The organism is Xanthomonas arboricola (genome assembly GCF_002940665.1).
Taxonomy (GTDB): Bacteria; Pseudomonadota; Gammaproteobacteria; order Xanthomonadales; family Xanthomonadaceae; genus Xanthomonas; species Xanthomonas arboricola_B.
This window is the reverse complement of sequence record NZ_MIGY01000002.1, coordinates 325,727-347,959: the sequence shown is the minus strand read 5'-3', so window position 1 is coordinate 347,959 and position 22,233 is coordinate 325,727. Positions and strand designations below refer to the sequence as shown.

General features: G+C 66.4%; 21 protein-coding genes and 1 pseudogene. 9 read left to right on the top strand and 13 right to left on the bottom strand.

Annotation, left to right across the window (positions count from 1 at the left end; all coding sequences use genetic code 11):
• Positions 1 to 37: 37 nt before the first annotated feature.
• The 4 genes from ubiG to efp are packed head-to-tail and all read right to left on the bottom strand — an operon-like array spanning position 38 to position 3,562.
• Entirely contained in the window at positions 38 to 757 is a 720-nt protein-coding gene (gene ubiG, locus XarjCFBP7645_RS08345) for a bifunctional 2-polyprenyl-6-hydroxyphenol methylase/3-demethylubiquinol 3-O-methyltransferase UbiG (protein ID WP_104537866.1), read from the bottom strand.
• A 29-nt stretch (positions 758 to 786) separates the two neighbouring features.
• Positions 787 to 2,124, bottom strand: coding sequence for a TRZ/ATZ family hydrolase (locus tag XarjCFBP7645_RS08340; RefSeq protein WP_181126257.1), 1,338 nt, complete (start codon positions 2,122 to 2,124; stop codon positions 787 to 789).
• Between the two features lie 18 nt (positions 2,125 to 2,142).
• A complete protein-coding gene (locus XarjCFBP7645_RS08335; RefSeq protein ID WP_181126256.1) occupies positions 2,143 to 2,991 on the bottom strand; it encodes a hypothetical protein in 849 nt (282 codons plus the stop codon).
• 4 nt (positions 2,992 to 2,995) lie between these two features.
• A complete protein-coding gene (gene efp, locus XarjCFBP7645_RS08330; RefSeq protein WP_007962665.1) occupies positions 2,996 to 3,562 on the bottom strand; it encodes an elongation factor P in 567 nt (188 codons plus the stop codon).
• Between the two features lie 103 nt (positions 3,563 to 3,665).
• Here efp and epmB point away from each other — a divergent pair, with 103 nt between their 5' ends.
• On the top strand, positions 3,666 to 4,694 hold the full coding sequence (gene epmB, locus XarjCFBP7645_RS08325) for an EF-P beta-lysylation protein EpmB (protein WP_104537114.1): 1,029 nt from the start codon (positions 3,666 to 3,668) through the stop codon (positions 4,692 to 4,694).
• Between the two features lie 99 nt (positions 4,695 to 4,793).
• On the opposite strand, the gene XarjCFBP7645_RS08320 is transcribed toward epmB, so the two are convergent.
• Genes XarjCFBP7645_RS08320 through XarjCFBP7645_RS08310 form a run of 3 tightly spaced genes read right to left on the bottom strand, consistent with a single transcriptional unit; the run spans position 4,794 to position 8,656 of the window.
• Positions 4,794 to 6,911: a putative bifunctional diguanylate cyclase/phosphodiesterase gene (locus XarjCFBP7645_RS08320; RefSeq protein WP_047125239.1), complete on the bottom strand. Its 2,118-nt coding sequence runs from the start codon at positions 6,909 to 6,911 to the stop codon at positions 4,794 to 4,796.
• Positions 6,908 to 7,837 (bottom strand): phosphate/phosphite/phosphonate ABC transporter substrate-binding protein, encoded by a 930-nt coding sequence (locus XarjCFBP7645_RS08315; RefSeq protein WP_181126255.1) that lies wholly within the window; start codon positions 7,835 to 7,837, stop codon positions 6,908 to 6,910. Before XarjCFBP7645_RS08315 ends, XarjCFBP7645_RS08320 begins: the two co-directional genes overlap by 4 nt.
• 51 nt (positions 7,838 to 7,888) lie before the next feature.
• Positions 7,889 to 8,656, bottom strand: coding sequence for an RNA methyltransferase (locus XarjCFBP7645_RS08310; RefSeq protein ID WP_104537112.1), 768 nt, complete (start codon positions 8,654 to 8,656; stop codon positions 7,889 to 7,891).
• 116 nt (positions 8,657 to 8,772) lie between these two features.
• Between XarjCFBP7645_RS08310 and XarjCFBP7645_RS08305 the strand changes: the two genes are divergently transcribed.
• Positions 8,773 to 9,606 carry an inositol monophosphatase family protein gene (locus XarjCFBP7645_RS08305; protein ID WP_016905058.1) on the top strand — a complete coding sequence of 278 codons (834 nt, stop codon included), beginning with the start codon at positions 8,773 to 8,775 and terminating at the stop codon, positions 9,604 to 9,606.
• Positions 9,607 to 10,126: 520 nt separating this feature from the next.
• Here XarjCFBP7645_RS08305 and XarjCFBP7645_RS08300 read toward each other — a convergent pair.
• Complete coding sequence (locus XarjCFBP7645_RS08300) at positions 10,127 to 10,738, bottom strand: superoxide dismutase (RefSeq protein ID WP_016904847.1); 612 nt, start codon at positions 10,736 to 10,738, stop codon at positions 10,127 to 10,129.
• 257 nt (positions 10,739 to 10,995) lie between these two features.
• Between XarjCFBP7645_RS08300 and XarjCFBP7645_RS08295 the strand changes: the two genes are divergently transcribed.
• Positions 10,996 to 11,445, top strand: coding sequence for a ribonuclease domain-containing protein (locus XarjCFBP7645_RS08295; RefSeq protein WP_104537111.1), 450 nt, complete (start codon positions 10,996 to 10,998; stop codon positions 11,443 to 11,445).
• Positions 11,442 to 11,867, top strand: a complete 426-nt coding sequence (locus XarjCFBP7645_RS08290; RefSeq protein WP_104537110.1) for a barstar family protein — start codon at positions 11,442 to 11,444, stop codon at positions 11,865 to 11,867. Before XarjCFBP7645_RS08295 ends, XarjCFBP7645_RS08290 begins: the two co-directional genes overlap by 4 nt.
• 221 nt (positions 11,868 to 12,088) lie before the next feature.
• Here the strand turns inward: XarjCFBP7645_RS08290 and XarjCFBP7645_RS08285 are convergent, their stop codons facing one another.
• Positions 12,089 to 13,981 (bottom strand): ATP-binding cassette domain-containing protein, encoded by a 1,893-nt coding sequence (locus XarjCFBP7645_RS08285; RefSeq protein WP_104537109.1) that lies wholly within the window; start codon positions 13,979 to 13,981, stop codon positions 12,089 to 12,091.
• A 100-nt stretch (positions 13,982 to 14,081) separates the two neighbouring features.
• Between XarjCFBP7645_RS08285 and dbpA the strand changes: the two genes are divergently transcribed.
• The gene (gene dbpA / locus XarjCFBP7645_RS08280) at positions 14,082 to 15,458 is read left to right on the top strand and encodes an ATP-dependent RNA helicase DbpA (protein WP_024939307.1); all 1,377 of its coding nucleotides are present in this window, start codon (positions 14,082 to 14,084) and stop codon (positions 15,456 to 15,458) included.
• Positions 15,459 to 15,587: 129 nt separating this feature from the next.
• On the opposite strand, the gene XarjCFBP7645_RS08275 is transcribed toward dbpA, so the two are convergent.
• Together XarjCFBP7645_RS08275 and XarjCFBP7645_RS08270 are read right to left on the bottom strand one after the other, a co-directional pair.
• Complete coding sequence (locus XarjCFBP7645_RS08275; protein ID WP_104537865.1) at positions 15,588 to 16,148, bottom strand: adenine phosphoribosyltransferase; 561 nt, start codon at positions 16,146 to 16,148, stop codon at positions 15,588 to 15,590.
• Between the two features lie 93 nt (positions 16,149 to 16,241).
• Entirely contained in the window at positions 16,242 to 17,798 is a 1,557-nt protein-coding gene (locus XarjCFBP7645_RS08270; RefSeq protein WP_104537108.1) for a protein adenylyltransferase SelO, read from the bottom strand.
• 169 nt (positions 17,799 to 17,967) lie between these two features.
• On the opposite strand from XarjCFBP7645_RS08270, the gene XarjCFBP7645_RS08265 reads away from it, so the two are divergent.
• Complete coding sequence (locus tag XarjCFBP7645_RS08265; RefSeq protein ID WP_104537107.1) at positions 17,968 to 18,846, top strand: alpha/beta hydrolase; 879 nt, start codon at positions 17,968 to 17,970, stop codon at positions 18,844 to 18,846.
• Between the two features lie 140 nt (positions 18,847 to 18,986).
• Here the strand turns inward: XarjCFBP7645_RS08265 and XarjCFBP7645_RS08260 are convergent, their stop codons facing one another.
• Both XarjCFBP7645_RS08260 and XarjCFBP7645_RS08255 read right to left on the bottom strand, forming a co-directional pair.
• The gene (locus tag XarjCFBP7645_RS08260) at positions 18,987 to 19,685 is read right to left on the bottom strand and encodes a glutathione S-transferase (protein WP_104537106.1); all 699 of its coding nucleotides are present in this window, start codon (positions 19,683 to 19,685) and stop codon (positions 18,987 to 18,989) included.
• 176 nt (positions 19,686 to 19,861) lie between these two features.
• Positions 19,862 to 20,071: a cold-shock protein gene (locus tag XarjCFBP7645_RS08255; protein ID WP_006451993.1), complete on the bottom strand. Its 210-nt coding sequence runs from the start codon at positions 20,069 to 20,071 to the stop codon at positions 19,862 to 19,864.
• A gap of 213 nt (positions 20,072 to 20,284) precedes the next feature.
• Here XarjCFBP7645_RS08255 and XarjCFBP7645_RS22200 point away from each other — a divergent pair.
• The 3 genes and pseudogenes from XarjCFBP7645_RS22200 to XarjCFBP7645_RS08240 form a co-directional block, all read left to right on the top strand.
• Positions 20,285 to 20,416 (top strand): annotated as a pseudogene (locus tag XarjCFBP7645_RS22200) (YaiI/YqxD family protein); the annotation flags it as partial.
• Positions 20,417 to 20,498: 82 nt separating this feature from the next.
• The gene (locus tag XarjCFBP7645_RS08245) at positions 20,499 to 21,047 is read left to right on the top strand and encodes a YaeQ family protein (protein ID WP_024939301.1); all 549 of its coding nucleotides are present in this window, start codon (positions 20,499 to 20,501) and stop codon (positions 21,045 to 21,047) included.
• A complete protein-coding gene (locus tag XarjCFBP7645_RS08240; RefSeq protein WP_104537105.1) occupies positions 21,044 to 22,225 on the top strand; it encodes an NAD(P)/FAD-dependent oxidoreductase in 1,182 nt (393 codons plus the stop codon). The genes XarjCFBP7645_RS08245 and XarjCFBP7645_RS08240 overlap by 4 nt, the downstream gene beginning before the upstream one ends.
• Positions 22,226 to 22,233 lie beyond the last annotated feature (8 nt).

Sequence of the window (22,233 nt, the reverse complement as noted above, 5' to 3'; positions counted from 1 at the left end):
TGCCAATCCCGAATCTCCACTGCCCAATCCCCGCTCGTCACGGCTTCACCGCATAAGCCAAGTAGTTGACCTCCGTCCGCGACGACAGGCGCGCACGATTGCGCCACGGCTCGTACATCATGCCGCTGACGTCTTCCAGCTGCAGTTCGGCGCTGCGCAACCATGCCGCAAGTTCTGCCGGCTTGATGAAATCCTTGTAGTGATGCGTGCCCTTGGGCAGCAACCGTGCGACGTATTCGGCGCCGACCACCGCCAGCGCGAACGCGGCAGGTGTGCGGTTGAGCGTGGACAAGAACAGCTTGCCGCCCGGCTTGAGCAGGCTGGCGCAGGCGCGGATGATCGCGGTCGGGTCCGGCACGTGCTCGAGCATTTCCATGCAGGTCACCGCATCGAAGCTGCCCGGCTGTTCGGCGGCCAGGTCTTCCACCGACTGCACGCGGTAATCCACCTGCACACCCGATTCCAGGCTGTGCAGGCGCGCCACCTTGACCAGTTCCGGCGCCAGATCGATCGCCGTGACCTGCGCGCCCAGACGCGCCATCGACTCGCTGAGCAGACCACCGCCGCAGCCGACGTCGAGCACGCGCGCGCCGGCCAGGCCCAGCCGTGCGGACACGTAGTCCAGGCGCACCGGATTGAGCGCGTGCAGCGGCTTCTGCGGGCCATCGGCATCCCACCAGCGGTTGGCCAGCGCCGCGAACTTGTCCAGCTCGCTCTGATGGAAGTTGCTGGAATTGGATTGGGTATTCGGGTTCATGCAGAGCTCCGTGATGGGATGCCGCGCGCTCAGGCGCGGACGGTGCGGATGCGCTCGCGCCACTGTCGCGCATTGGCGACCAGGGCAGCGGTGTCCATGTCGATGAGCTCGCGCTGCACCAGCTTGGGCTTGCCGGCGATCCACACATCGGTGACCTGATGACGGCCGGCGGCGTAGATCAGTTGCGACAGCACATGATGCAGCGGCTGGGTCTCCAGTGCGGACAGATCCACGCAGACCAGATCGGCCTGCTTGCCGACTTCGATCGAGCCGATCCTGTCGCCGAAGCCCAACGCGCGCGCGCCGCCCAGCGTGGCCGCGCGCAGCGTGGTGGCCGCGTCCAGTGCGGTGGCATCGTTGGCCACTGCCTTGGCCAGGATCGCCGCCGTGCGGTTCTCGCTGAACATGTCCAGGTCGTTGTTGCTGGCGCAGCCGTCGGTGCCGATCGCCAGATTCACGCCGGCACGTTGCAGCGCGCAGGCCGGGCAAAAGCCCGAAGCGAGCTTGAGGTTGGACTCGGGGCAATGCACCACGCTGACGCCGCGCTCGGCGCATAGGTGGATTTCCGCCTCGGTGAGCTGGGTCATGTGCACGGCGATCAGGCGGTCGTTGACCAGCCCCAGGCGATCCAGCCGCGCCAGCGGGCGCTGCCCGTACTGGGCAACCGAGTCAGCCACTTCCTGCGCGGTTTCGTGCGTGTGCAGATGCACCGGCAGATCCAGCTGGTCGGCGAGCATGCGCACGCGTTCGAAGTTGGCGTCGTTGACCGTGTACGGCGCATGCGGCGCGAAGGCGGTGCTGATCAGCGGATCGTCGCGCCACTGGTCGTGCAGTTCGCCGGCCCGTGCGAAGTATTCGTCGTCCGACGATGCCCAGGCGGTGGGGAAATCGATGATCACCGCGCCGACCAGCGCACGGAAACCGTGCTGCTTGTACACGGCCGCCTGCACATCGGCGAAGAAATAATTTTCGTTGACGCAGGTGGTGCCGCCACGCAGCATTTCGGCAATCGCCAGCGTGGTGCCGTCGGCCACGAATTCCGGCCCGATCACTGCCGCTTCCACCGGCCAGATGTGCTGCTGCAGCCACACCATCAGCGGCAGATCGTCGGCAACGCCGCGCAGCAGCGTCATCGGGTTATGCGTATGCGCATTGACCAGACCCGGGATCAGGGCCGCCTCCGGGCGCGAGACGGTCTGCGTCGGCGCAAACCGCAGGCGCGCCTCGGCGGTCGGCAGGATCGCCACGATGACGCCGTTGTGCACCGCCACCGCGTAATCGTCGAGTACCACCGCATGCGGCTCGATCGGCACGACATAACCGGCTTCGATCAACAGGTCGCAGACTTCGGGAGGGGCACTGGTCATGAGCGGATCCATAAAAGGTTAGTTGTCGAACGGCCAGCGGGGATCGCCACCGGCCACAGGCACATAGCGCTGGCCGTTGTAACGCAGCACCTGGCGCGCGCGACGGGTGCGCTCGGTATCGGTGTCGCTGCCAGCGGCGCTTTCCACGGTAGACACGTTGGCTGTCAGCACGATGTCCGCATAGCCGGCATGTACCTGCGGCGCCATGCTCACGCTCAGGTTGGCGACTTCGGTGATCACATCGCCCTTGCCCAGACTGCACGGCTCGCCTTTTACACGTTGCCACGCATAGAGATCGCGTTGCAGCACCGGGCGCAGGCTGCGCCCCTCGCGCACCAGCAAGGTCAATGCCTGATTGCTGTAAAAATCCGGGCAGCTGGGCCCGCGCGCAGCACTACGCACAATCACGCCGATCGCACGCACGTCCTTGGCCAGATCGTAGCGCGCCGTGTCCAGGCGCAGGCTGTCGGCAGCGAGTTCGAAGGCGGCGTCCTCGCCCATTGCCTGCGCGTAGAACGCCAGCACCTTGCCGCTGGCGGCATCGAGCATGGCCACGCGCAACTCGAGGTCGCGCTCGCCAGGCACGGTCTCCGCGTCGCCGGCAAATGCGATTGCCGCCAGCCGGATCGCCGCATCGTTCGGCCACGGCTTGCAGGTCTGGGCCACCAGACGGTCGACCGGCACTGCGGCGGCAGCGCTGCCCACGACGCCGGACGTTGCGATGGCCGCAACGGCGGCCACGTCATCGGCGTCGCACGTTGCAGCAGCCGATTGCGCACAAGCCGGGCACGCGAGCAGCGCACCCCACAGCCCCAACATGACACTGGCACCGCGTCCCGCTCGATCAGGCCAGTGTCCCGGACGCATCGTCTTACTTGACGCGCGCCGAGTATTCGCCCGAGCGGGTGTCGACCTTGATGATTTCGTCCTGGTTGACAAACAGCGGCACGCGCACCACCGCGCCGGTTTCCAGCGTCGCCGGCTTGCCGCCGCCGCCGGAGGTATCGCCGCGCACGCCCGGGTCGGTCTCGGTAATCTTCAGCTCGACGAAGTTCGGCGGCTGCACCCAGATCGGCGTGCCGTTCCACAGCGTCACGATGCAGTCTTCCTCGCCCTTGAGCCACTTGTCGGCGCCACCCATGCCGGCCTTGTCGGTCTGCACCTGCTCGAAGGTTTCCGGGTCCATGAAGTGCCAGTACTCGCCATCGCTGTACAGGTAGCGCATGTCGGTATCGACCACGTCGGCCACTTCCACGTCGTCGGTCGCCTTCATGGTCATTTCAACCACGCGGCCGGACTTGATGAAGCGATACTTCATGCGGGTAAAGGCCTGGCCCTTGCCCGGCTTGACGTATTCGGTCTCGGTGATGACCGCCGGCTCGTTGTTGACCAGGATCTTCATGCCGTTCTTGACGTCGTTCATGCCAACAGTGGCCATGGTGCAGCTCCTCGATAAGACCACGACCTGCCACAGGCCGTGGCAGGTCGGATTAGAATGGGGCGCCCGCCGCAACCGGCGGGCATTGGTTTTGTGACCGCACATGATACCCGCAGCCCCCCTCGCCTTGCAGCCATCTCCGCCTCCCACCCTGCAGCCGCCGCGCTGGCAGCAGCAGTGGCGCGACGCCGTGCGCGACCCGCGCGCGCTGCTGGCGCTGCTGGGCCTGGACACGCAGGCGGCCGGGATCAGCCACGCGGCCGCCGCCCAGTTCCCGCTGCGGGTGCCGCAGGCGTTCGTGGCGCGCATGCGCCGTGGCGACCTGCACGACCCGCTGCTGCGCCAGGTGCTGCCGCTGGACGATGAAATGCGGCCGGTGCCGGGCTTTGGCCTGGACGCGGTCGGCGATGGCGCGGCCAAGACTGCCGACGGGGTGATTCAGAAATACCGCGGCCGCGCACTGCTGATCGGCACCGGCAGCTGCGCGGTGCACTGCCGCTACTGCTTCCGCCGCCACTTTCCGTATGCCGAGGAAACCGCCGCGCGCGACGGATGGCGCGACGCGGTCGCCGCGATCGCGGCCGACCCCGGCATCGACGAAGTGCTGCTGTCCGGCGGCGACCCGCTGTCGCTGGCGACCGGCAAGCTGGCCGAACTCACCGACGCGCTGGCCGCCATCGGCCATATCAAGCGACTGCGCATCCACAGCCGGCTGCCGATCGTGCTGCCCGAGCGTGTCGATGCGCCGCTGCTGGCCTGGCTGCGCAGCCTGCCGTGGTCGGTGGCCTTTGTGGTGCATGCCAACCACGCCAACGAATTCGATACCGCCGTGGACGATGCCATGCGCGCCCTGCGCGAGGCCGGCGCGCAGTTGCTCAACCAGGCCGTGCTGCTGCGCGGCGTCAACGACAGCGTGGACGCGCTGGCGGCCCTGAGCGAACGTAGCTTCGCCGCCGGCGTGCTGCCGTACTACCTGCATCAGCTCGACCGGGTGGCCGGCGTGGCGCATTTCGAAGTGGACGATGCGCGCGCGCGCGCCCTGCACACCGAGCTGGCCACGCGCCTGTCCGGCTACCTGGTGCCGCGCCTGGTGCGCGAAATCCCCGGCGATACCGGCAAACGGCCGCTGTAACCACTCAGCTCTCAGACACATTGAACCGTAGGAGCGCACCCGGGCGCGACGAAGCATGACCGGTAACACCCATCGCGCCCAGGTGCGCTCCTACGCTGCTCAGCCCGCCGCGATCAGCTTCGCCATATCGGCCGGGCTCAGCGGGCGGCTGAACCAATAGCCCTGGCCCAGATCGCAGCCGCGCTCGCGTAGCAGGTTGAACTGCGCTTCCTGCTCGATTCCCTCGGCCACCACCGTGATACCCAGCGAATGCGCCATGCCGATGATGGCCGTGGTCAGCGCCAGATCGTCCGGGTCGCGCTGCAGATCGGCGACGAAACTCTTGTCGATCTTGACCCCGTCCACCGGCACCTGGCGCAGATGGCTCAACCCGGAGAAACCGGTGCCGAAGTCGTCCAGCCACACCTTCACGCCGGTGCGGTGCAGTTGATCGAGCAGGCTGGCGGCCATCATTTCGTCGCCGATCACGGCCGTCTCGGTCAACTCCAGATGCAGCCGTGCGGCCGGCAGGCCAGACTCGGCCAGACACTCGGCCACGGTGTCGATCAGGTCGCCACTGCGCAGCTGACGGGGCGAGACGTTGACCGAGATGAACAAGCCCTCGCCCACCACCGGCCATTGCGCCGCTTCCAGACACGCCGCGCGCAGCACCTTGGGGCCGATCACCTCGATCAGGCCGCTTTGCTCTGCGATATCGATAAAGGTGGACGGCGCAATCGTGCCCAGCGCCGGGTGCTGCCAGCGCAACAGCACTTCCACCCCCACCAGCACACGGTCGCTGGTGCGATAGATCGGCTGATAGACCAGCCGCAGCTCGTCGCGATCCCAGGCCCCGCGCAGCTCGTGCTCCATGTGCACACGGCGCTCCACTGCATGATCGGCGGCGCGGCTGTAGAAGCGGTGGCAGTTCTTGCCCGCCACCTTGGCCTGGTACATCGCGATGTCGCCGTTCTTCAGCAACACAGTGGCGTTGCTGGCGTCGTCCGGGAACAGCGTGATGCCGATCGAGGTACCCAGGAACACCTCCCGGCCCTGCACATTCAAGGGGCGGCTCAATTCGTGCACCAGCCGGTCTGCGAGCTGGGCGGCAAGCAGGCTGACATCGCCATTTTGCAGCAGGATCACGAACTCATCGCCACCGAAGCGCGCCAGGATCGCGTCGTCGCCGCCCAACGCACCGACCGCGCGACTGATGCGACTGGCGAACTGCAGCAGCGCCTCGTCGCCGGCTTCGTGGCCCAACGTGTCGTTGACGCGCTTGAAGTCGTCGATGTCGGCGAACAGCAGCGCCAGCTTGCTGCCGGTGCTGCGGGCGGTGTTGAGCAGATGGTCCAGGCCTTCGCGGAAACCCAGCCGATTGGTCAGGCCGGTCAGCGCATCGGTGTAGGCCATGTGGCGCACCTCGCGATCGTGCCGGGCGATGCTCTCGCTCATGCGGCCGAAGGCGGAAATCAACTCGCCGATCTCGTCGTTGCGCGGATGCGGCGGCAATTGCACCGCGTAGTCGCCACGCTCGATCTGGCGCGCGGCCGCAGCCAGCAACCGCACCGGCGCCACCAGGGTACGTTGCACATAGATGGCCAACAGCACCCCCAGCGCCACCAGCGCGGCCAGCAGCACCAGCAACCAGCCCAGATCGCGCTTGCCGATCGCGTTGAGGTTCTGCACCAGGGTCAGGTTGGCGCCGGATTCGATCCTGCGCACCCGCTCGCGCGACATCCCCACCCGCACCCCGCCGATGCGCTGGTCGCCGATCTTGATCGGCACCGTCACGTCCAGCACTTCGGGCGAGGATTGCAATAGCATGGCGCGCGTCGTCTTCGCCCTGGCCGCGAGCGGATCGGTCATGGCCTGGCCATAACGCTGCAGATTGTGCGAGCCATCGTGTACCAGCCGGCCGCGTCGATCGAACACCAGCACGTAGCTCACCACCTGCTGCCGCGAGGCATTGCGCACCAGCGCCCCCACCGCGCCCAGATCGGAGTAGTACAGCGGATTGGCCAGACCGCTCGCCAGTTCGGTGGCCAGGGTCTCTCCACGCGTGCGCAGGCTGCGATCGAACAGCTCGTGCAGAATCTGCGCGCTGAGCCCGCGCACTTCGCGTTGCATCGCGCTCTGGCGCTGCAGCAGCGACGCCAGGATCGCACCGACCAGCAGCAGCGTCAGCGCCATCACCAGCAGAAAGCGTGCCTGCAACCCGAAGCGCACCTGAGTCATTCCACTTGATCCCTGACACGTTGCAGCCCGGCGCTCAGTCCATCCAGGCGCCGGCGATTGACATCATCCAGCGGGTGAAAGGCGGTGGTGCCGAAGAAGCGCTTCAAGGCCGGCCCGGCCTTGGGGTCGGAGGCCGCCTGCAGCAGCACCACGCGCAGCCGCCGCTCTACGGCCGGATCCATGCCGGTACGCACCATCTCCACCGCGCGCGGCACCGGCGCACTGTGATGGACGATGCGGAAGTCGCGCTTGAACACCTGTGGCAGGTGGCGCTCGTCATCCCAGTCGGCGTTGCTGAAAGCGCCCGCATCGACCAGGCGCCGATGCACGAAGGTGGCGATATTCAATTTCGACCCGACCATCAGGTAACCCACCGAGCCCGGCACCTGGCTGTCGTCCGGCGACAGCAGCACATCACAGGCGATGCCATTGCGCACCAGCTCCAGCATCGGCAACAGATAGCCGCTGGTGGAGGAGGTGTTCTGCAATGCCAGGGTGTGGCCGCGCAATTGCCTGAGCGACCGGATCGGGCTGTCGCGGCGCACGAAGAACACCGTGTGGAATTCGCGCAGGCCGGCGCGCTCGGTCATCACCAGCGGGTGCGCACTGCCACGCTGCTGCAGCAGCATCGCCGCACCGGTGGTTTCGCTGACCCAGTCGACGCGCCCACGCCGCAGGTAACTGGACATCTGCCGCGCATCCGGCGCCATCAGGATTTCGCCACGGCGGATACCGACCTCGTGCATGCGCGGCACCACGTAATCCAGCAATGGCTTGAGTTGCGCGTAATGCGTGGCGGGATCGTCGCTGATCCGTCCAAGCACCAATACCGGGGAAGGCGCCGCCGTCGCCGTTGCGGCCAAGCCTGCCCCGGCCAACAGCCCGCAGGCAATCAGACACCATCGTAGACCGCGCAAAACGGACACTCCCCTAGAGCCGCCGACAGCCTAGCCGAATCTTTCGAGATGTGACAGACGTCAGCTTCCGGCGCGCTTCGCCAGCATGGCCATGCGCTGCGCGTCGGACAGAATGCCGCGCAGCAAACGTACCTCCTGCTCGCTCATGTCCGCGCGCAGCAACAGCCGCCGCAGCTTGCGCATCGCCGACTCCGGTGCGCGCCCCTTGTGGAAGTCGATTTCGTCCAGGGTCTGGCCCAACTGGCCGAACATGCCCTCCAGTTGAGCATGGCTGGCCGGGCCGTCGCGCAGCGCGCCGGCCGCCGTGGCGGGTACGGCCTCCGCTTCGCCGGCCGCCAGCTGCGCCCGCCGCACCTCGTACGCCACGACTTGTACCGCCGCCGCCAGGTTGAGCGAGCTGAACGCCGGGTCGGACGGGATATGCAGTGCCGCATGACAGAGCTGTAGCTCGTCGTTGGTCAACCCGGTGCGCTCGCGGCCGAACACGATCGCCACCTCGGCCGGTTCGCCGGCCTTGGCCCAGGCACGGCGCGCGCCCTCGTCCGGCGGCAACTCCTCCAGCGCGACCCGGCGCGCACGCGCGGTGCAGCCGATCACCAGGGTGCAATCGGCCACCGCCTCGGCCAGGGTGGCGAGGATCGGTGCCTCGCCGAGCACGTCTTCGGCACCGGCCGAACGCCGATAGGCGTCTTCGTCGAGCGCACGCTCCGGCGCCACCAGCACCAGGCGCGACACGCCCATCGTCTTCATCGCGCGCGCGGCGGCGCCGATGTTGCCTGGATGCTGGGTGCCGACAAGAACGAAACGGATGCGCTGGCTGACGGACATGAACGGAGATTGGGGAGCGATTCGGTCGTAGATGGTAAACTGCGCGGCCGGCTTTGGTGCCGGACCGCTCTTTTACCTTCGCCATTTTCGATTCTGCCTTCACGGGAGCTTTAACCATGCAGAAACCCGCCGTCACCGTCATGGTCAAAGCCGCCCGCCTCGCCGGCAATGTGCTGTTGCGCGGCATCAACAAGCTCGATGCGCTCAACGTGGTGCAGAAAGGCCGCATGGACTATGCCAGCGAAGTCGATGCCGATGCCGAAAAGGTCATCATCAAGGAACTCAAGCGCGGCTACCCGGAGTACGCCGTGTTCGGCGAAGAAGGCGGCGTGCAAGGTGGCAAGAGTGGCCGCTACACCTGGGTCATCGATCCGCTGGACGGCACCAGCAACTATCTGCGCGGCTTCCCGCATTACTGCGTGTCGATCGCGCTGGTGGAAAACGGCGAGCCCACCGATGCGGTGATCTTCGACCCGCTGCGCAACGAGCTGTTCACCGCCAGCCGCGGCGCCGGCGCAGTGCTCAACGACCGCCGCATCCGCATCGCCGAGCGCAAGGACCTGGAAGGTGCGATGGTCCACACCGGCTTCCCGCCGCGCGAGCGCGCACGCATCAGTGCGCAGCTGAAGTGCGTCGATGCGTTGCTGGTGCAGGCCGAGGATGTGCGTCGTACCGGTTCTGCCGCACTGGACCTGGCCTATGTGGCCTGCGGCCGCGCCGATGCGTATTTCGAGGCCGGCGTCAAAGCCTGGGACATCGCGGCCGGCGTACTGCTGGTACGCGAAGCCGGTGGCCGCGTCTGCGATTACAAGGGCGCCACCCCGCCGCGTATGGACAACATGGGCCCGGAAACGCAGCAGATCGTGGCCGGCAACATCAAGATCAGCGACGCCCTGCAAAAGGTCATCGTCAACACCGGCTACGCCCGCGAGTTCGACGCCAAGTTCTGATCGCTCCCCGATCCCAAGTTCTGGTAGACCATGCACAACGTAGGAGCGCGCCAGAGCGCGACGGGCCTTCCCTGCAAAGCCTCTCGCGACCAGGGTCGCTCCTACAACAGCTCTCCGTAGACGGGAAAGACCGGGATCGCTCCCGGCCTTGTTCGTTCCAGTCCGATGCCAAGCCATTCGGCGCCGCACAACGTAGGAGCGCACCCGGGCGCGACAGGCTTTCCCGGCGGCAAAGCCCCTCGCGACCAGGGTCGCTCCTACGACAGCTCCACATCTAACGAACAAGGCCGGGATCGCTCCCGGCCTTGTTCGTTCCAGTCCGATGCCAAGCCACTCGGCGCCGCACAACGTAGGGGCGCACCCGGGCGCGACGAGCTTTCCCGACGGCAAAGCCCCTCGCGACCAGAGTCGCTCCTACGACAGCTCCACATCCAACGAACAAGGCCGGGATCGCTCCCGGCCTTATTCGTTGGGTGCCGCTGTCACAGCGCTACGCAGAACCTAGCGCTGATGCAGGACGTCAGGCGATCGCAGCGTGGTAGCGGCGCTCGACTTCTTCCCAGTTCACCGCGTTGTAGAACGCGCCAATGTATTCCGGGCGACGGTTCTGATACTTCAGGTAGTACGCGTGTTCCCACACGTCCAGGCCCAGGATCGGGGTGTTGCCTTCGAACAGCGGACTGTCCTGGTTGGCAGTGCTTTCCACCACCAGCTTCTTGTCCGGGGTCACGCTCAACCAGGCCCAGCCCGAGCCAAAACGGCTGACGGCGGCCTTGGTGAAGGCTTCCTTGAACTTCTCGAAACCGCCAATGTCCTTGTCGATCGCCTTGGCGACCTCGCCCTTGGGCTCACCGCCGCCATTGGGCGACAGCACGGTCCAGAACAGCGAATGGTTGGCGTGGCCGCCACCGTTGTTGCGCACCGGGCCCTGCAGGTTTTCCGGCAGGCTCTTCAGCTTGGACACCAGCTCTTCCACCGGCAGGTCGGCGTACTCAGTCCCTTCCAGCGCCGCGTTGACGTTGTTGATATAGGTCTGATGATGCTTGGTGTGATGGATTTCCATCGTCTGCGCATCGATGTTGGGTTCCAGCGCGTCGTAGGCGTAGGGCAACTGCGGGAGGGTGTAGGCCATGCGTGTCTCCTGGGCTTGCCGCCCGGCGAAGACCGGGCGTTGCGGGGTAGATGGTAGGGACGGCGTCGGCGCTTACCAAGGGTGTTGGCAGGGAAACTTCATCCCATCGCATGCCGCGTCGTATCCGCTGCACACCTTGCACCATGCCCCGGTTACTTGGGCGTGAACCGCCTCGCCACCCGGCGCGTTCAAAGTCGACACAGTCGTGCAGCGGCATACTTGCCCTGCCGTCTCCACACGCTGTTTCCGGACCTGTCATGCGCAAGCCCGCTTTACTGATCGTCGCCATCGTGCTGCTCGTCGCCGGGTTGTGGGGCATGCGTGCGATGCAGACGCCCAAGCCGCACTTCGCGCCACAGCTCAGTGCGCCGATCGCCGCGGCTGCACCGGTCGAACGCTCGCCGCAGCAGCAAGAGCTGCCGGGATTTCTACCGACCGAGGCAATGGCCACGATCGTATTGATCCAACGCGGCGGGCCGTTTCCGCATCCGCAGGACGGCAGCGTCTTCGGCAATCGTGAGCAGCGCTTGCCCGAGCGTCCGCGCGGCTATTACCACGAATACACCGTGGAAACGCCGGGCAGCCCCGATCGCGGCGCGCGCCGTCTCGTCACCGGCGGTACGCCGCCGCAGGCGTGGTATTACAGCGACGATCATTACCAGAGTTTCAGATCATTCCAGGGTCCGGCGGGGGAGCAGGCGCCATGAGCACAGGCGCTTTCGCACTGGATCTGTCCGACCCGCAGCAATCGGGCGTCTATCAAGCCGAGACCGACGACCTGGACACCATGGCCGCGCTCGCACGCGATGCCGGCCTGCACATCCTGCGCGTGGACCTGGCCAGCTGCAGCGACAAGCACAGGTTGCTGATGCGCCTGGCCACCCAACTGGACTTCCCGGCCAGCTTCGGCCGCAATTGGGACGCGCTCTCCGATGCCTTGCGCGATCTGGCATGGCTGCCGGCGTCGCATGGCTATGCGCTGCTGATCGACGGCGCCGATGCGCTGGCCCGCACTGCACCGAACGACCGCAACACCTTGCTGGATATTCTCGACGAGGCGGCCACCGCCTGGGCCGCGCGCGGGCTGACGTTTGCGGCCTTCGTGGCGCCTGCGAGTGCCTGCGACTAGGCGCTGCCTTCGAGACGCACTGCAAGACCACTGGTACACGGCGCGACCATCAGACGCATCACGCAGATGATCGCCGATGAGCTGCGCGTATCCATCCCGCGTTTTACCCTACGCGCCGTCCGAACGGCCGTCATCGCGCAGTGGACGTGGTGTGCGCGCTTGCAAGCTGTTCGAGGCACGAATCCACAAGGCCGGCACGCAGTCGCGCACCGGCCCGATCGTCAACTATCCAGCTCGCTCCAGCGCGCGAACGCCGCATCCAGCTGCGCCTGCGCATCGCCCAATGCGGCGGTATGCGCGGCCATCGCCGCGCTGTCGCGCTGATAGAAGGCCGGGTCGTTCATCGCCTCGGTCAGTGCCGCGACCCGCTGCTCCAGGGTTTCGATCAACGCCGGCAACTGCTCCAGCTCACGCGCGTCCTTGTAGCTGAGCTTGCGCTTGGGCGCGGCATCGGCCGGCAGCGCAGCCGCCACCGGCGTGGTCGCCGCTGCCGTCGCCGAAGCCTTGGCGACCGCCATCGCGTTGGGCGCCGGAGTGCGACGCTGACGCAGCGAATCGCTGTACCCGCCGACGTAATCGCCGATCAAGCCCTCGCCTTCCATCACCAACGTCGAGGTCACCACGTTGTCGAGGAAGTCGCGGTCATGGCTGACCAGCAACAAGGTGCCGGTATATTCGCCCAGCAACTCTTCCAGCAGCTCCAGCGTTTCCACGTCCAGATCGTTGGTCGGTTCGTCCATCACCAGCAGGTTGGACGGCTGCGCGAACAGGCGGGCCAGCAGCAGCCGATTGCGCTCGCCACCGGACAGCCGGGTGATCGGCGCACGTGCGCGCTCGGGGGTGAACAAAAAGTCCTGCAGATACGCATGCACATGCTTGCGCTTGCCATTGATCTCGATGAAATCGCGGCCTTCGGCCACGTTCTCGATCGCGCTCCAGTCCTCGCGCAGCGTGGAACGGTACTGATCGAAGTAGGCGATCTGCAGATTGGTGCCGATGCGGATCTCGCCCTGCTGCGCCTGCAGATCGCCCAGCAACAACTTCAGCAAGGTGGTCTTGCCGCTGCCGTTGGGGCCGATCAGCCCGATCCGGTCGCCGCGTTGGATGATGGTCGAAAAATCCTTGACCATCGTGCGCGCACCGAACGCGAAGCCGACCTCCTTGGCCTCGATCACCTTCTTGCCGGAGGACTCGCCCTGCGAGACTTCCATGCGCACGTTGCCGGTCAGGTCGCGGCGCTGCACACGCTCGTTGCGCATCGATTCCAGGCGCCGTACGCGGCCTTCGTCGCGGGTACGCCGCGCCTTGATGCCCTGACGGATCCAGATTTCTTCCTGCGCCAGCATCTTGTCGAAGCGCGCATTTTCCTGCGCCTGCGCATTGAGCCGCTCTTCGCGGCGACGCTCGTAATTGGCCCAGTCGCCCGGCCAGCTGGTGACCTGCCCACGATCGATCTCGACGATGCGGGTGGCCAACGCGCGCAGGAAGCGCCGGTCATGGGTGACGAACAGCACGCTGCCGTTCCAGTTCTTCAGGAACGACTCCAGCCAGTCGATGGCCTCGATGTCCAGATGGTTGGTCGGCTCGTCCAGCAGCAGCACATCCGGCGAGGACACCAGCGAGCGCGCCAGCAGCACGCGCCGCTTCATGCCGCCGGACAGCCGCGCAAACTCCGCATCGCCGTCCAGTTCCAGCTTGGTCAGCGTCTCGCTGACGCGCTGATCCAGCGCCCAGCCCTCGGCTGCATCGATCTTGGCCTGCACCTTGCCGAACGCGTCGGCATCGAACACCTCGGCATGGCTGAGCTGATGGAACTCGGCCAGCCAATGACCCAGTTCGCCCAGGCCGTCGGCCACCACGTCGAACACGCTGCCGCCGGTACCCTGCGGCACTTCCTGCTCCAGCCGCGCGATGCGCACGCCCTGTTGCACGCGCACTTCGCCGTCGTCGGGCTTGAGCTCGCCGGCAATCAGTTTCATCAAGGTCGATTTGCCGGCGCCATTACGGCCGATCAGGGCGATACGCTCGCCCGGCTCGATCGTGAGGGCGGTTTTTTCCAGCAACAAGGGGCCGCCGACGCTGTAGTCGACGCTTTGCAGAGTGATTAAAGGCATGCGCTGATTGTACGGGAATCGGGAATGGTGAATCGGGAATGGAAAAGCCTCGCCGTTGCGATTCCCCATTCCCCACTCCCGATTCCCGCTAAAATGCGCCATGAACGAATTCTCCGCGCTGCCGCTGTCGCCGGCCCTGGCCCCCGGCATCGACGCCCTTGGCTACACCGTCCTTACACCCATCCAGGCGCAGAGCCTGCCGCCGATCCTGCAGGGGCTGGACGTCATCGCCCAGGCGCCGACCGGTAGCGGCAAGACCGCCGCCTTCGGGCTGGGGCTACTGCAGAAGCTCGATCCTGCATTGACCCGCGCGCAGGCGCTGGTGCTGTGCCCCACCCGCGAGCTGGCCGATCAGGTCGGCAAGCAGCTGCGCAAGCTGGCCACCGGCATCCCCAACATGAAGCTGGTGGTGCTGACCGGCGGCATGCCGCTCGGCCCGCAACTGGCCTCGCTGGAAGCGCACGACCCGCAGGTGGTGGTCGGCACGCCCGGCCGCATCCAGGAACTGGCCCGCAAGCGCGCCCTGCATCTGGGCGGCGTGCGCACGCTGGTGCTGGACGAGGCCGACCGCATGCTCGACATGGGCTTCGAAGAACCCATCCGCGAGATCGCCAGCCGCTGCGACAAGCACCGCCAGAGCCTGCTGTTCTCGGCCACCTTCCCGGACATCATCCGTACGCTGGCGCGCGAGATCCTCAAGGACCCGGTCGAAATCACCGTCGAAGGCGCCGACAACGCGCCGGAAATCGACCAGCAATTCTTCGAGGTCGACCCGACCTACCGGCAGAAGGCCGTCGCCGGCCTATTGCTGCGCTTCAATCCCGAATCCAGCGTGGTGTTCTGCAATACCCGCAAGGAAGTGGACGAGGTGGCCGGCTCGCTGCAGGAGTTCGGCTTCTCCGCGCTCGCCCTGCACGGCGACATGGAACAGCGCGACCGCGACGAAGTGCTGGTGCGCTTCGTCAACCGCAGCTGCAACGTGCTGGTGGCCAGCGATGTGGCCGCACGCGGGCTGGACGTGGAAGACCTGTCGGCAGTGGTCAATTACGAGCTGCCCACCGATACCGAAACCTACCGCCACCGCATCGGTCGCACCGCACGCGCCGGCAAGCGCGGATTGGCGCTCAGCCTGGTGGCCTCGCGCGAGACCGGCCGCGCGCAGGCGCTGGAAGCCGAACAGGGCCAGCCGCTGAAGTGGTCGCGCGCACCCTTGGCCACCGCCCGCCCGGCGCAGCTGCCGCAGGCGGCCATGACCACGCTGCGCATCGACGGCGGCAAGACCGACAAGCTGCGTGCCGGCGACATTCTGGGTGCGTTGACCGGCGAAGCCGGGCTCTCGGGCGCGGCGATCGGCAAGATCGCGATCTACCCCACCCGCTCCTATGTCGCCATCGCCCGCGCGCAGGTCGCCAAGGCGCTGGCGCATCTGCATGCGGGCAAGATCAAAGGACGCCGGTTCCGGGTCAGCAAGCTGTAATCAACGCGCGGCAGCGACCCTGCCGACCAACCGATCGAGCGGCAGCGATAGCGCCTGCCGCACGCTCCACGAGGATGCGCACGCTTGCGCATTCCTGTTTTCAGAAAGCCTATCGGCAAGGCACCTGGATCAATAGCGCAACGTGGCCAGCAACGGCACGTCGTTGGCCCACTTCTCACGGCCCTGCAGCGCCAGCAGCTCCACCAGCACCGCCGCGCCGACCACTTCCAGCTCCAGCTGTGCGGCCAGACTCAAGGCTGCGCGCAGCGTACCGCCGGTGGCAAGCACGTCGTCGACGATCAAGACACGGGCACCGCGTGGCAACGCATCCTCGTGCATCTCGATGCGATCGGTCCCGTATTCCAGCGCGTATTCCTGGACCAGGGTACGCCCGGGCAATTTGCCGGGCTTGCGCACCGGCACGAACCCGGTGCGCAGCTCGCGCGCCAGCGCCGCACCCAGGATGAAACCGCGCGCTTCGATGCCAAGCACCGCATCCAGCGGCGTGGTGCGCCAGGGCTGCGCCATTTCGTCCAGCGCGGAAGCGAAGTCCGGGCCATCGGACAGCAGCGGCGTGATGTCCTTGAAGACGATGCCCGGCTTGGGAAAATCGGCGATGTCGCGGATCCGTTCGGACCATTGATTGGGTCCGGAAGAATTGGTGCCGGCGCAGCGGGTGCAGTCAGTCATGGTGGTGGTGGCGTCAGGGCCGGTGGGGACCACCTATTCTAGGCTGCGCGGACTCACGCCGCTGCGGTCACGACGGACCTGCGTCTGAGCGCGTCAGGAACTGCAGGACAGCATCGAGCAACCTGCTCGGTCGCGCGCCCAGTCCGGCCGCCGCGCGGCAAACGCCTCGCGGCCCGGCTGATCGTCGTACGGGCGACGCATGACCTCCAGCAACGCCTGCACGCCGGACGGATCGCCCTGCTCGGCCAGATCGATCGCCTGCTGCGCCAGATAATTGCGCAGCACGTAGCGCGGGTTGGCCAGGCGCATGCGTTCGCGCCGCTCCTCCGGCGACAGCGTGTCCTGCTGCAGCCGCTCAGCGTAACGCTGCAGCCATTCCTGCAACTGCGCGGCATGCGCGAGGCGCTTGTCCTCGTCATAGAAAGCCTCACGCAACAGATCAGGATCGGGATGCTCCGGCACCAACGCGATCAGGCCGCGGAAGGTCAGCGTCATGTCCATTTCCGCGTTGTGCATCAGCGCGCGCAGCGCATCGATCAACTGCAGATCCTCGTCGCGGCAGTCGGCCAGACCCAACTTGGCAGCGGTGTCGCGCCTGTCGCAGGCCAGGTAGGTATCGCGGAAGCGATCCAGCCCCTGCTGCAACCGCGCCTGGTCGGCGAACAGTGGCGCCAGCGCCTGCGCCAGGCGCCCCAGGTTCCAATAGGCGACCTGGGGCTGGGTGCCGAAGCGATAGCGGCGGCCCTGCGCATCGGTGGTGTTCGGCGTCCAGTCCGGGTCGTAGTCGTCGACCCAGCCATAGGGGCCGTAATCGATGGTCAGGCCCAGAATTGACATGTTGTCGGTGTTCATCACCCCATGCACGAAGCCCACCCGCATCCAGTGCGCCACCATCACCGCGGTGCACTCGCAGACCTGTGCGAACCATGCTGCGTAGAGCTCCTCGCCAGCACCTTCCAGCTGCGGAAAGTCGCGCGCGATGGTGAAGTCCACCCATTGCCGCAGCAGCGCCAGATCGCCGCGCGCACTTGGCAGCTCGAAGTTGCCGAAGCGGATGAACGACGGCGCCACCCGGCACACGATCGCGCCCGGCTCGCGCTGCGGCCGGCCGTCGTAGAACATGTCGCGCATCACCGCATCGCCGGTGGTGACCAGGCTCAGCGCGCGCGTGGTCGGCACGCCCAGGTGATGCATGGCTTCGCTGCACAGGAATTCTCGGATTGACGAGCGCAACACTGCGCGGCCATCGGCACCGCGCGAGTAAGGGGTCGGGCCGGCGCCCTTGAGCTGCAACTCGTAGCGACCGCCATCGATCCCGATCGCCTCGCCCAGCGAAATCGCCCGGCCATCGCCCAACTGGCCGGCCCAATGTCCGAACTGGTGCCCGCCATAATTGACCGCCCACGGCTGCATGCCTGGGTACAGCGCATTGCCGGACAACACCTCGGCAAAGCGCGCACTGCCGATCTCCGCCTCATCCAGCCCCAGCCGTTGGGCGACATCGGCCGAATACGCCAGCAGGCGTGGCGCGGCCACCGGCGTCGGCATCACCGTCGACCACGCAGCGCGCACTTCGCGGCGGCGTGGACCTTGTTCGGAATCACCGGGCAGCTGCTGTCGCAGGCGGTTGTCAAACTGCAGAGTCGTCATGCGTGCCAGCGTAGGCCAGCGACAGTGAACTTCGCATGGGCAACCACGCATCCGGCGTTGCGCACGTACCGTATCTTCGATCAGCTGGCCGCCAGCAAGCGGGCTGGTCCTGCACACGCCGGCGACAGCCACAGCGTTATTCCTCCCCGCCCCTCAAATGACATTGCCCATGCCCTCGCGCGCCTATCGCTGGTTTCGCCCCACCCTCCTGCTGCTCGGCTCGCTGACACTGACCGCCTGCAGCAGCGTGTTCTTCGGCGGCATCAACGCCGCCTCCAGCCGCGACGGCATTGTCGAGCACCGCGACCAGGTGTTCGATCCGGCGCATGGTCTGGCCCTGGACGTCTACCAGCCGCGCGGCGCGGTGGATGCACCGGTGGTGGTGTTCTTCTATGGCGGCACCTGGAAGCGCGGGACGCGCGCCAACTACCGCTGGGTCGGCCGCGCGCTCGCACGCCAGGGCGTGGTGGCGATGGTGGCCGACTATCGCAAGTATCCGCAGGTCGGCCTGCAGGGCTTCATGTCCGACGCTGCCGGCGCCACCGCCTGGGGCTATCGGCATGCGCACGACTACGGTGGCGACCCGACGCGCCTGGCGGTGATGGGCCACTCTGCAGGCGCGCATATGGCCGCGCTGCTGGGTACCGATGCGCGCTGGCTGCAGACGCAAGGCCTGCAACCCCGGCAGCTGTGCGGGGTGGTCGGATTGGCCGGGCCCTACGACTTCCTGCCGTTGACCGATCCGGAGCTGATCGAGATCTTCGGCGAGGCACCGGCCGCACAACAGCAATCGCAGCCGGTGCACTACGTCGGCGGCGACGAACCGCCGATGCTGCTGCAGCACGGCGATGCCGATCGTGTGGTCGAGCTGCAGAACAGCACCTCGTTGCAGCACGCACTGCAACGCAAGGGCGGCACGGCCGAGTTGAAGGTCTACCCGGGCACGGGCCATCTCGGCATCGTGCTGGCGCTGCGCAAATCGCCCGAGCGCTCGCCCGTGCTGCGCGACACGCTGCAGTTCCTGCGGCAATGTCGGGCGCCCGATTGATTTGTGGCCGCTGCCGGCGAGTCTGTGTGGCGCGGGATTGGGGAATCGGGATTTGGGATTGGCCAACCCCTAGCAGCGCACCGGCAAGCGCGGCGACCTGCAGCTTCTCTGGGCACAGACTCGACACGGCGACAGCGGCATCACGCGACGGGCTTGCGCCCCATCAGCTCGAATGGGCCGCCCTTCTTCAGCGCGGCCTGGTACGCGGGACGCGCTTCGATACGCGCGAGAAACGCGCGCAGGCGTGGATAGCTTTCCAGCCCGCCGCCGCGCGCAGCCGCGGCCTGTACCGGAAAGCTCATCTGGATGTCCGCCGCAGTGAAACGCTCACCGGCAAACCATTCGCTCGCCTGCAGCGACTGCTCCATCCAGTCCAGATGCAGTTTGAGCTGCGGACCGACAAAGCCCGACATCGCCTTGTCCACGATGGCACGTGCGATCGGCCTGGCGAAGAACGGCATCGGCGCACTGCGAATCCGCCCGAAGATCAGCGTCATCAACAACGGCGGCATCGCCGAGCCTTCGGCGTAATGCATCCAGTAACGGAACTTCAGGCGCTCGGGCGATTCCAGCGGACGCGGCGGCGGCGACAGCGCGCATTCGGTGTCGTAGCGTTCGGCCAGGAACTCCAGGATCGCGCCGGACTCGGCCACGGTCAGATCGCCGTCGACAACCACCGGCGACTTGCCGAGCGGATGGATCGCACGCAATGCCGCCGGCGCCAGCATGGTCTTTGGATCGCGCTCATGCCGCACGATCTGGTAAGGCAGCGCCAGTTCTTCCAGCAGCCACAGCACGCGCTGGGAACGGGAATTGTTGAGATGGTGGACAGTGATCATGAAAGAGGCTGCACGCGGAAACCGCATATGCTACCGGTCGCCGTGTCGTCGCTGTGCTCACCCGAACGGGGCGAACAGCCCGATACCGCCTGTTGCACTGACGCAATCGCGCCCAATAAAAAACGCCGGTCGCTTGCGCGACCGGCGTTTTCGGCAACCTTACGGTTGCAGACGGATTAGACCGCCTGCACCTGGTCAGCCTGCATGCCCTTCTGGCCCTGCACGGCGACGAAGGTCACCTTCTGGCCTTCCTGCAGCGACTTGAAGCCGGTGCCCTGGATGGCACGGAAGTGCACGAACAGGTCCGGGCCGCTTTCCGGGGTGATGAAGCCGAAGCCCTTGGCATCGTTGAACCACTTCACGGTACCGCTCTGACGATCTGACATTTACAAACTCCTGAACTATAGATGGATAAATCGCAGCGTCCGAAAAGCCGGAGCTGAGACTGAGTTGCAGGCGTTGGTAAAGCGGAACGATGAAGCGAGATCTGTAACGATCCGGCTGCATCAGGCCACGATTCACGGTGACCCTTGCAAACACAGTGCGTGCACAGTACTCGTGTTCCCAGCAAAAAGCGACACCTTGCGTCAAATTTTTTACTGTCAGGGCGGATCCGACCACCTGTCAGGCCCTTTCCTTCTCGATTTCAGCACATGAATACGCCTGCCCCGCCGTCCCGCCCGCATATCTGGGTCGATGCCGATGCCTGCCCCGCGGTCATTCGCGACATTCGTTGATGGCGCGGCGCTGACCGCGCCATGCCGGGATTGCAGCGCGGGCGTATCATAAGTGCCCTTTGCAACCGGCATCCTGATGGCCCTTACCGCCACCGTCCGCAGGGCGGAACTCCAGATCAGCGACATGGACCGTGGCTACTACGCCAACCATTCGTTGACCCTGGCCCAGCACCCCTCCGAAACCGACGAGCGCCTGATGGTGCGGCTGCTGGCGTTCGCCCTGTTCGCCGACGACCGCCTGGAATTCGGCCGCGGCCTCAGCAATGAGGACGAACCCGACCTGTGGCGGCGCGACTACACCGGCGACCCGGACCTGTGGATCGACCTCGGCCAGCCGGACGAAAGCCGGGTGCGCAAGGCCTGCAATCGGTCGCGCGAGGCGGTGGTGATCGGCTATGGCGGCCAGGCCACCGAAACCTGGTGGAAGAAGCAGGCCAACGCGCTTAGCCGGCAGCGCAACCTGCGCGTGATCGAGCTGGACTCGCAGGCCACCGAAGCGCTGGGCGCGCTGATCCAGCGCGGCATGCGTTTCGACGTGATCATCCAGGACGGCGAGGTGCAGATGCTGGCCGACCACGGCAGCGTCACCCTGACCCCGATGGTGCGGCAAGCCCCGGCCGAATGAGCATGCGTTGCGACGTGCTGGTCGTCGGTGCCGGCCCGGCCGGACTGATGAGCGCCTTCACTGCGGGCCGGCGCGGCCGCCAGGTGCTGGTGATCGACCATGCCAACAAGGTCGGCAAGAAGATCCTGATGTCCGGGGGCGGCCGCTGCAACTTCACCAATACCGGCACCACGCCGGGCAACTTCCTCTCGGCCAACCGTCACTTCTGCAAGTCCGCCCTCGCCCGCTACAGCCCGCTGGATTTCGTGGAGATGGTCGAGCGCCACGGCATCGCCTATCACGAGAAAGAGCTGGGACAGCTGTTTTGCGACATCTCGTCCAAGCAGATCGTGCGCATGCTGCTGGACGAGTGCGACGCGGCGGGCGTGCAGGTGCGTACCGACTGCAAGGTGCTATCGGTGCAGCGCGGCAGCGACGGCTTCAGCGTGGAGACCAGCCAGGGACGCGTGCAGGCGCAGTCGCTGATCGTGGCGACCGGCGGGCTGTCGATTCCGAGCATGGGCGCCAGCGGCTTCGGCTATGCGCTGGCCCAGCAGTTCGGCCACACGCTGTTGCCGACGCGCGCCGGGCTGGTGCCGCTGACCCTGAGCGGCAAGCACCAGGAACGGCTGCAGGACCTGTCCGGGCTGGCGCTACCGGTCCAGGCGCAGTGCAACGGGGTCAGCTTCCGCAACTTCATGCTGGTCACCCACCGTGGCGTCAGCGGCCCGGCCATCCTGCAGATATCCTCGTATTGGCAGCCCGGCGACGACCTGCGCCTGGACCTGCTGCCCGGCCAGGATGCCGCGGCATGGCTGCGCGACCAAAAAAAACAGCGTGGCGCCACCGAACTGCGCAACGTGCTGGCCGACGTGCTGCCGCGGCGGTTCGCCCAGCGCCTGTGCGAGGCGTGGTTGCCGGACAAGCCGGTCCGCCAGCTCGACCCACCGCAGCTGCAGGCCGCAGCGGACCTGCTGGCCGCCTTCCCGCTGATCGCCAGTGGAACCGAGGGCTATCGCACCGCCGAAGTCACGCTGGGAGGTGTCGATACCAACCAGGTCTCCAGCGCGAGCATGGAATCGCGGCTGGTGGCCGGCCTGTACTTTGTCGGCGAGGTGCTGGATGTGACCGGATGGTTGGGCGGCTACAACTTTCAATGGGCATGGGCGTCCGGTCATGCCGCCGGAAGCGTCGCATGATTCCGGCG

What these genes read in the sequence shown, in the direction of transcription:
- ubiG (WP_104537866.1), bottom strand. Translation starts at nt 757, where the DNA reads ATGAACCCGAATACCCAATCCAATTCCAGCAACTTCCATCAGAGCGAG.
- XarjCFBP7645_RS08340 (WP_181126257.1), bottom strand. Translation starts at nt 2,124, where the DNA reads ATGACCAGTGCCCCTCCCGAAGTCTGCGACCTGTTGATCGAAGCCGGT.
- XarjCFBP7645_RS08335 (WP_181126256.1), bottom strand. Translation starts at nt 2,991, where the DNA reads ATGCGTCCGGGACACTGGCCTGATCGAGCGGGACGCGGTGCCAGTGTC.
- efp (WP_007962665.1), bottom strand. Translation starts at nt 3,562, where the DNA reads ATGGCCACTGTTGGCATGAACGACGTCAAGAACGGCATGAAGATCCTG.
- epmB (WP_104537114.1), top strand. Translation starts at nt 3,666, where the DNA reads ATGATACCCGCAGCCCCCCTCGCCTTGCAGCCATCTCCGCCTCCCACC.
- XarjCFBP7645_RS08320 (WP_047125239.1), bottom strand. Translation starts at nt 6,911, where the DNA reads ATGACTCAGGTGCGCTTCGGGTTGCAGGCACGCTTTCTGCTGGTGATG.
- XarjCFBP7645_RS08310 (WP_104537112.1), bottom strand. Translation starts at nt 8,656, where the DNA reads ATGTCCGTCAGCCAGCGCATCCGTTTCGTTCTTGTCGGCACCCAGCAT.
- XarjCFBP7645_RS08305 (WP_016905058.1), top strand. Translation starts at nt 8,773, where the DNA reads ATGCAGAAACCCGCCGTCACCGTCATGGTCAAAGCCGCCCGCCTCGCC.
- XarjCFBP7645_RS08300 (WP_016904847.1), bottom strand. Translation starts at nt 10,738, where the DNA reads ATGGCCTACACCCTCCCGCAGTTGCCCTACGCCTACGACGCGCTGGAA.
- XarjCFBP7645_RS08295 (WP_104537111.1), top strand. Translation starts at nt 10,996, where the DNA reads ATGCGCAAGCCCGCTTTACTGATCGTCGCCATCGTGCTGCTCGTCGCC.
- XarjCFBP7645_RS08290 (WP_104537110.1), top strand. Translation starts at nt 11,442, where the DNA reads ATGAGCACAGGCGCTTTCGCACTGGATCTGTCCGACCCGCAGCAATCG.
- XarjCFBP7645_RS08285 (WP_104537109.1), bottom strand. Translation starts at nt 13,981, where the DNA reads ATGCCTTTAATCACTCTGCAAAGCGTCGACTACAGCGTCGGCGGCCCC.
- dbpA (WP_024939307.1), top strand. Translation starts at nt 14,082, where the DNA reads ATGAACGAATTCTCCGCGCTGCCGCTGTCGCCGGCCCTGGCCCCCGGC.
- XarjCFBP7645_RS08275 (WP_104537865.1), bottom strand. Translation starts at nt 16,148, where the DNA reads ATGACTGACTGCACCCGCTGCGCCGGCACCAATTCTTCCGGACCCAAT.
- XarjCFBP7645_RS08270 (WP_104537108.1), bottom strand. Translation starts at nt 17,798, where the DNA reads ATGACGACTCTGCAGTTTGACAACCGCCTGCGACAGCAGCTGCCCGGT.
- XarjCFBP7645_RS08265 (WP_104537107.1), top strand. Translation starts at nt 17,968, where the DNA reads ATGCCCTCGCGCGCCTATCGCTGGTTTCGCCCCACCCTCCTGCTGCTC.
- XarjCFBP7645_RS08260 (WP_104537106.1), bottom strand. Translation starts at nt 19,685, where the DNA reads ATGATCACTGTCCACCATCTCAACAATTCCCGTTCCCAGCGCGTGCTG.
- XarjCFBP7645_RS08255 (WP_006451993.1), bottom strand. Translation starts at nt 20,071, where the DNA reads ATGTCAGATCGTCAGAGCGGTACCGTGAAGTGGTTCAACGATGCCAAG.
- XarjCFBP7645_RS08245 (WP_024939301.1), top strand. Translation starts at nt 20,499, where the DNA reads ATGGCCCTTACCGCCACCGTCCGCAGGGCGGAACTCCAGATCAGCGAC.
- XarjCFBP7645_RS08240 (WP_104537105.1), top strand. Translation starts at nt 21,044, where the DNA reads ATGAGCATGCGTTGCGACGTGCTGGTCGTCGGTGCCGGCCCGGCCGGA.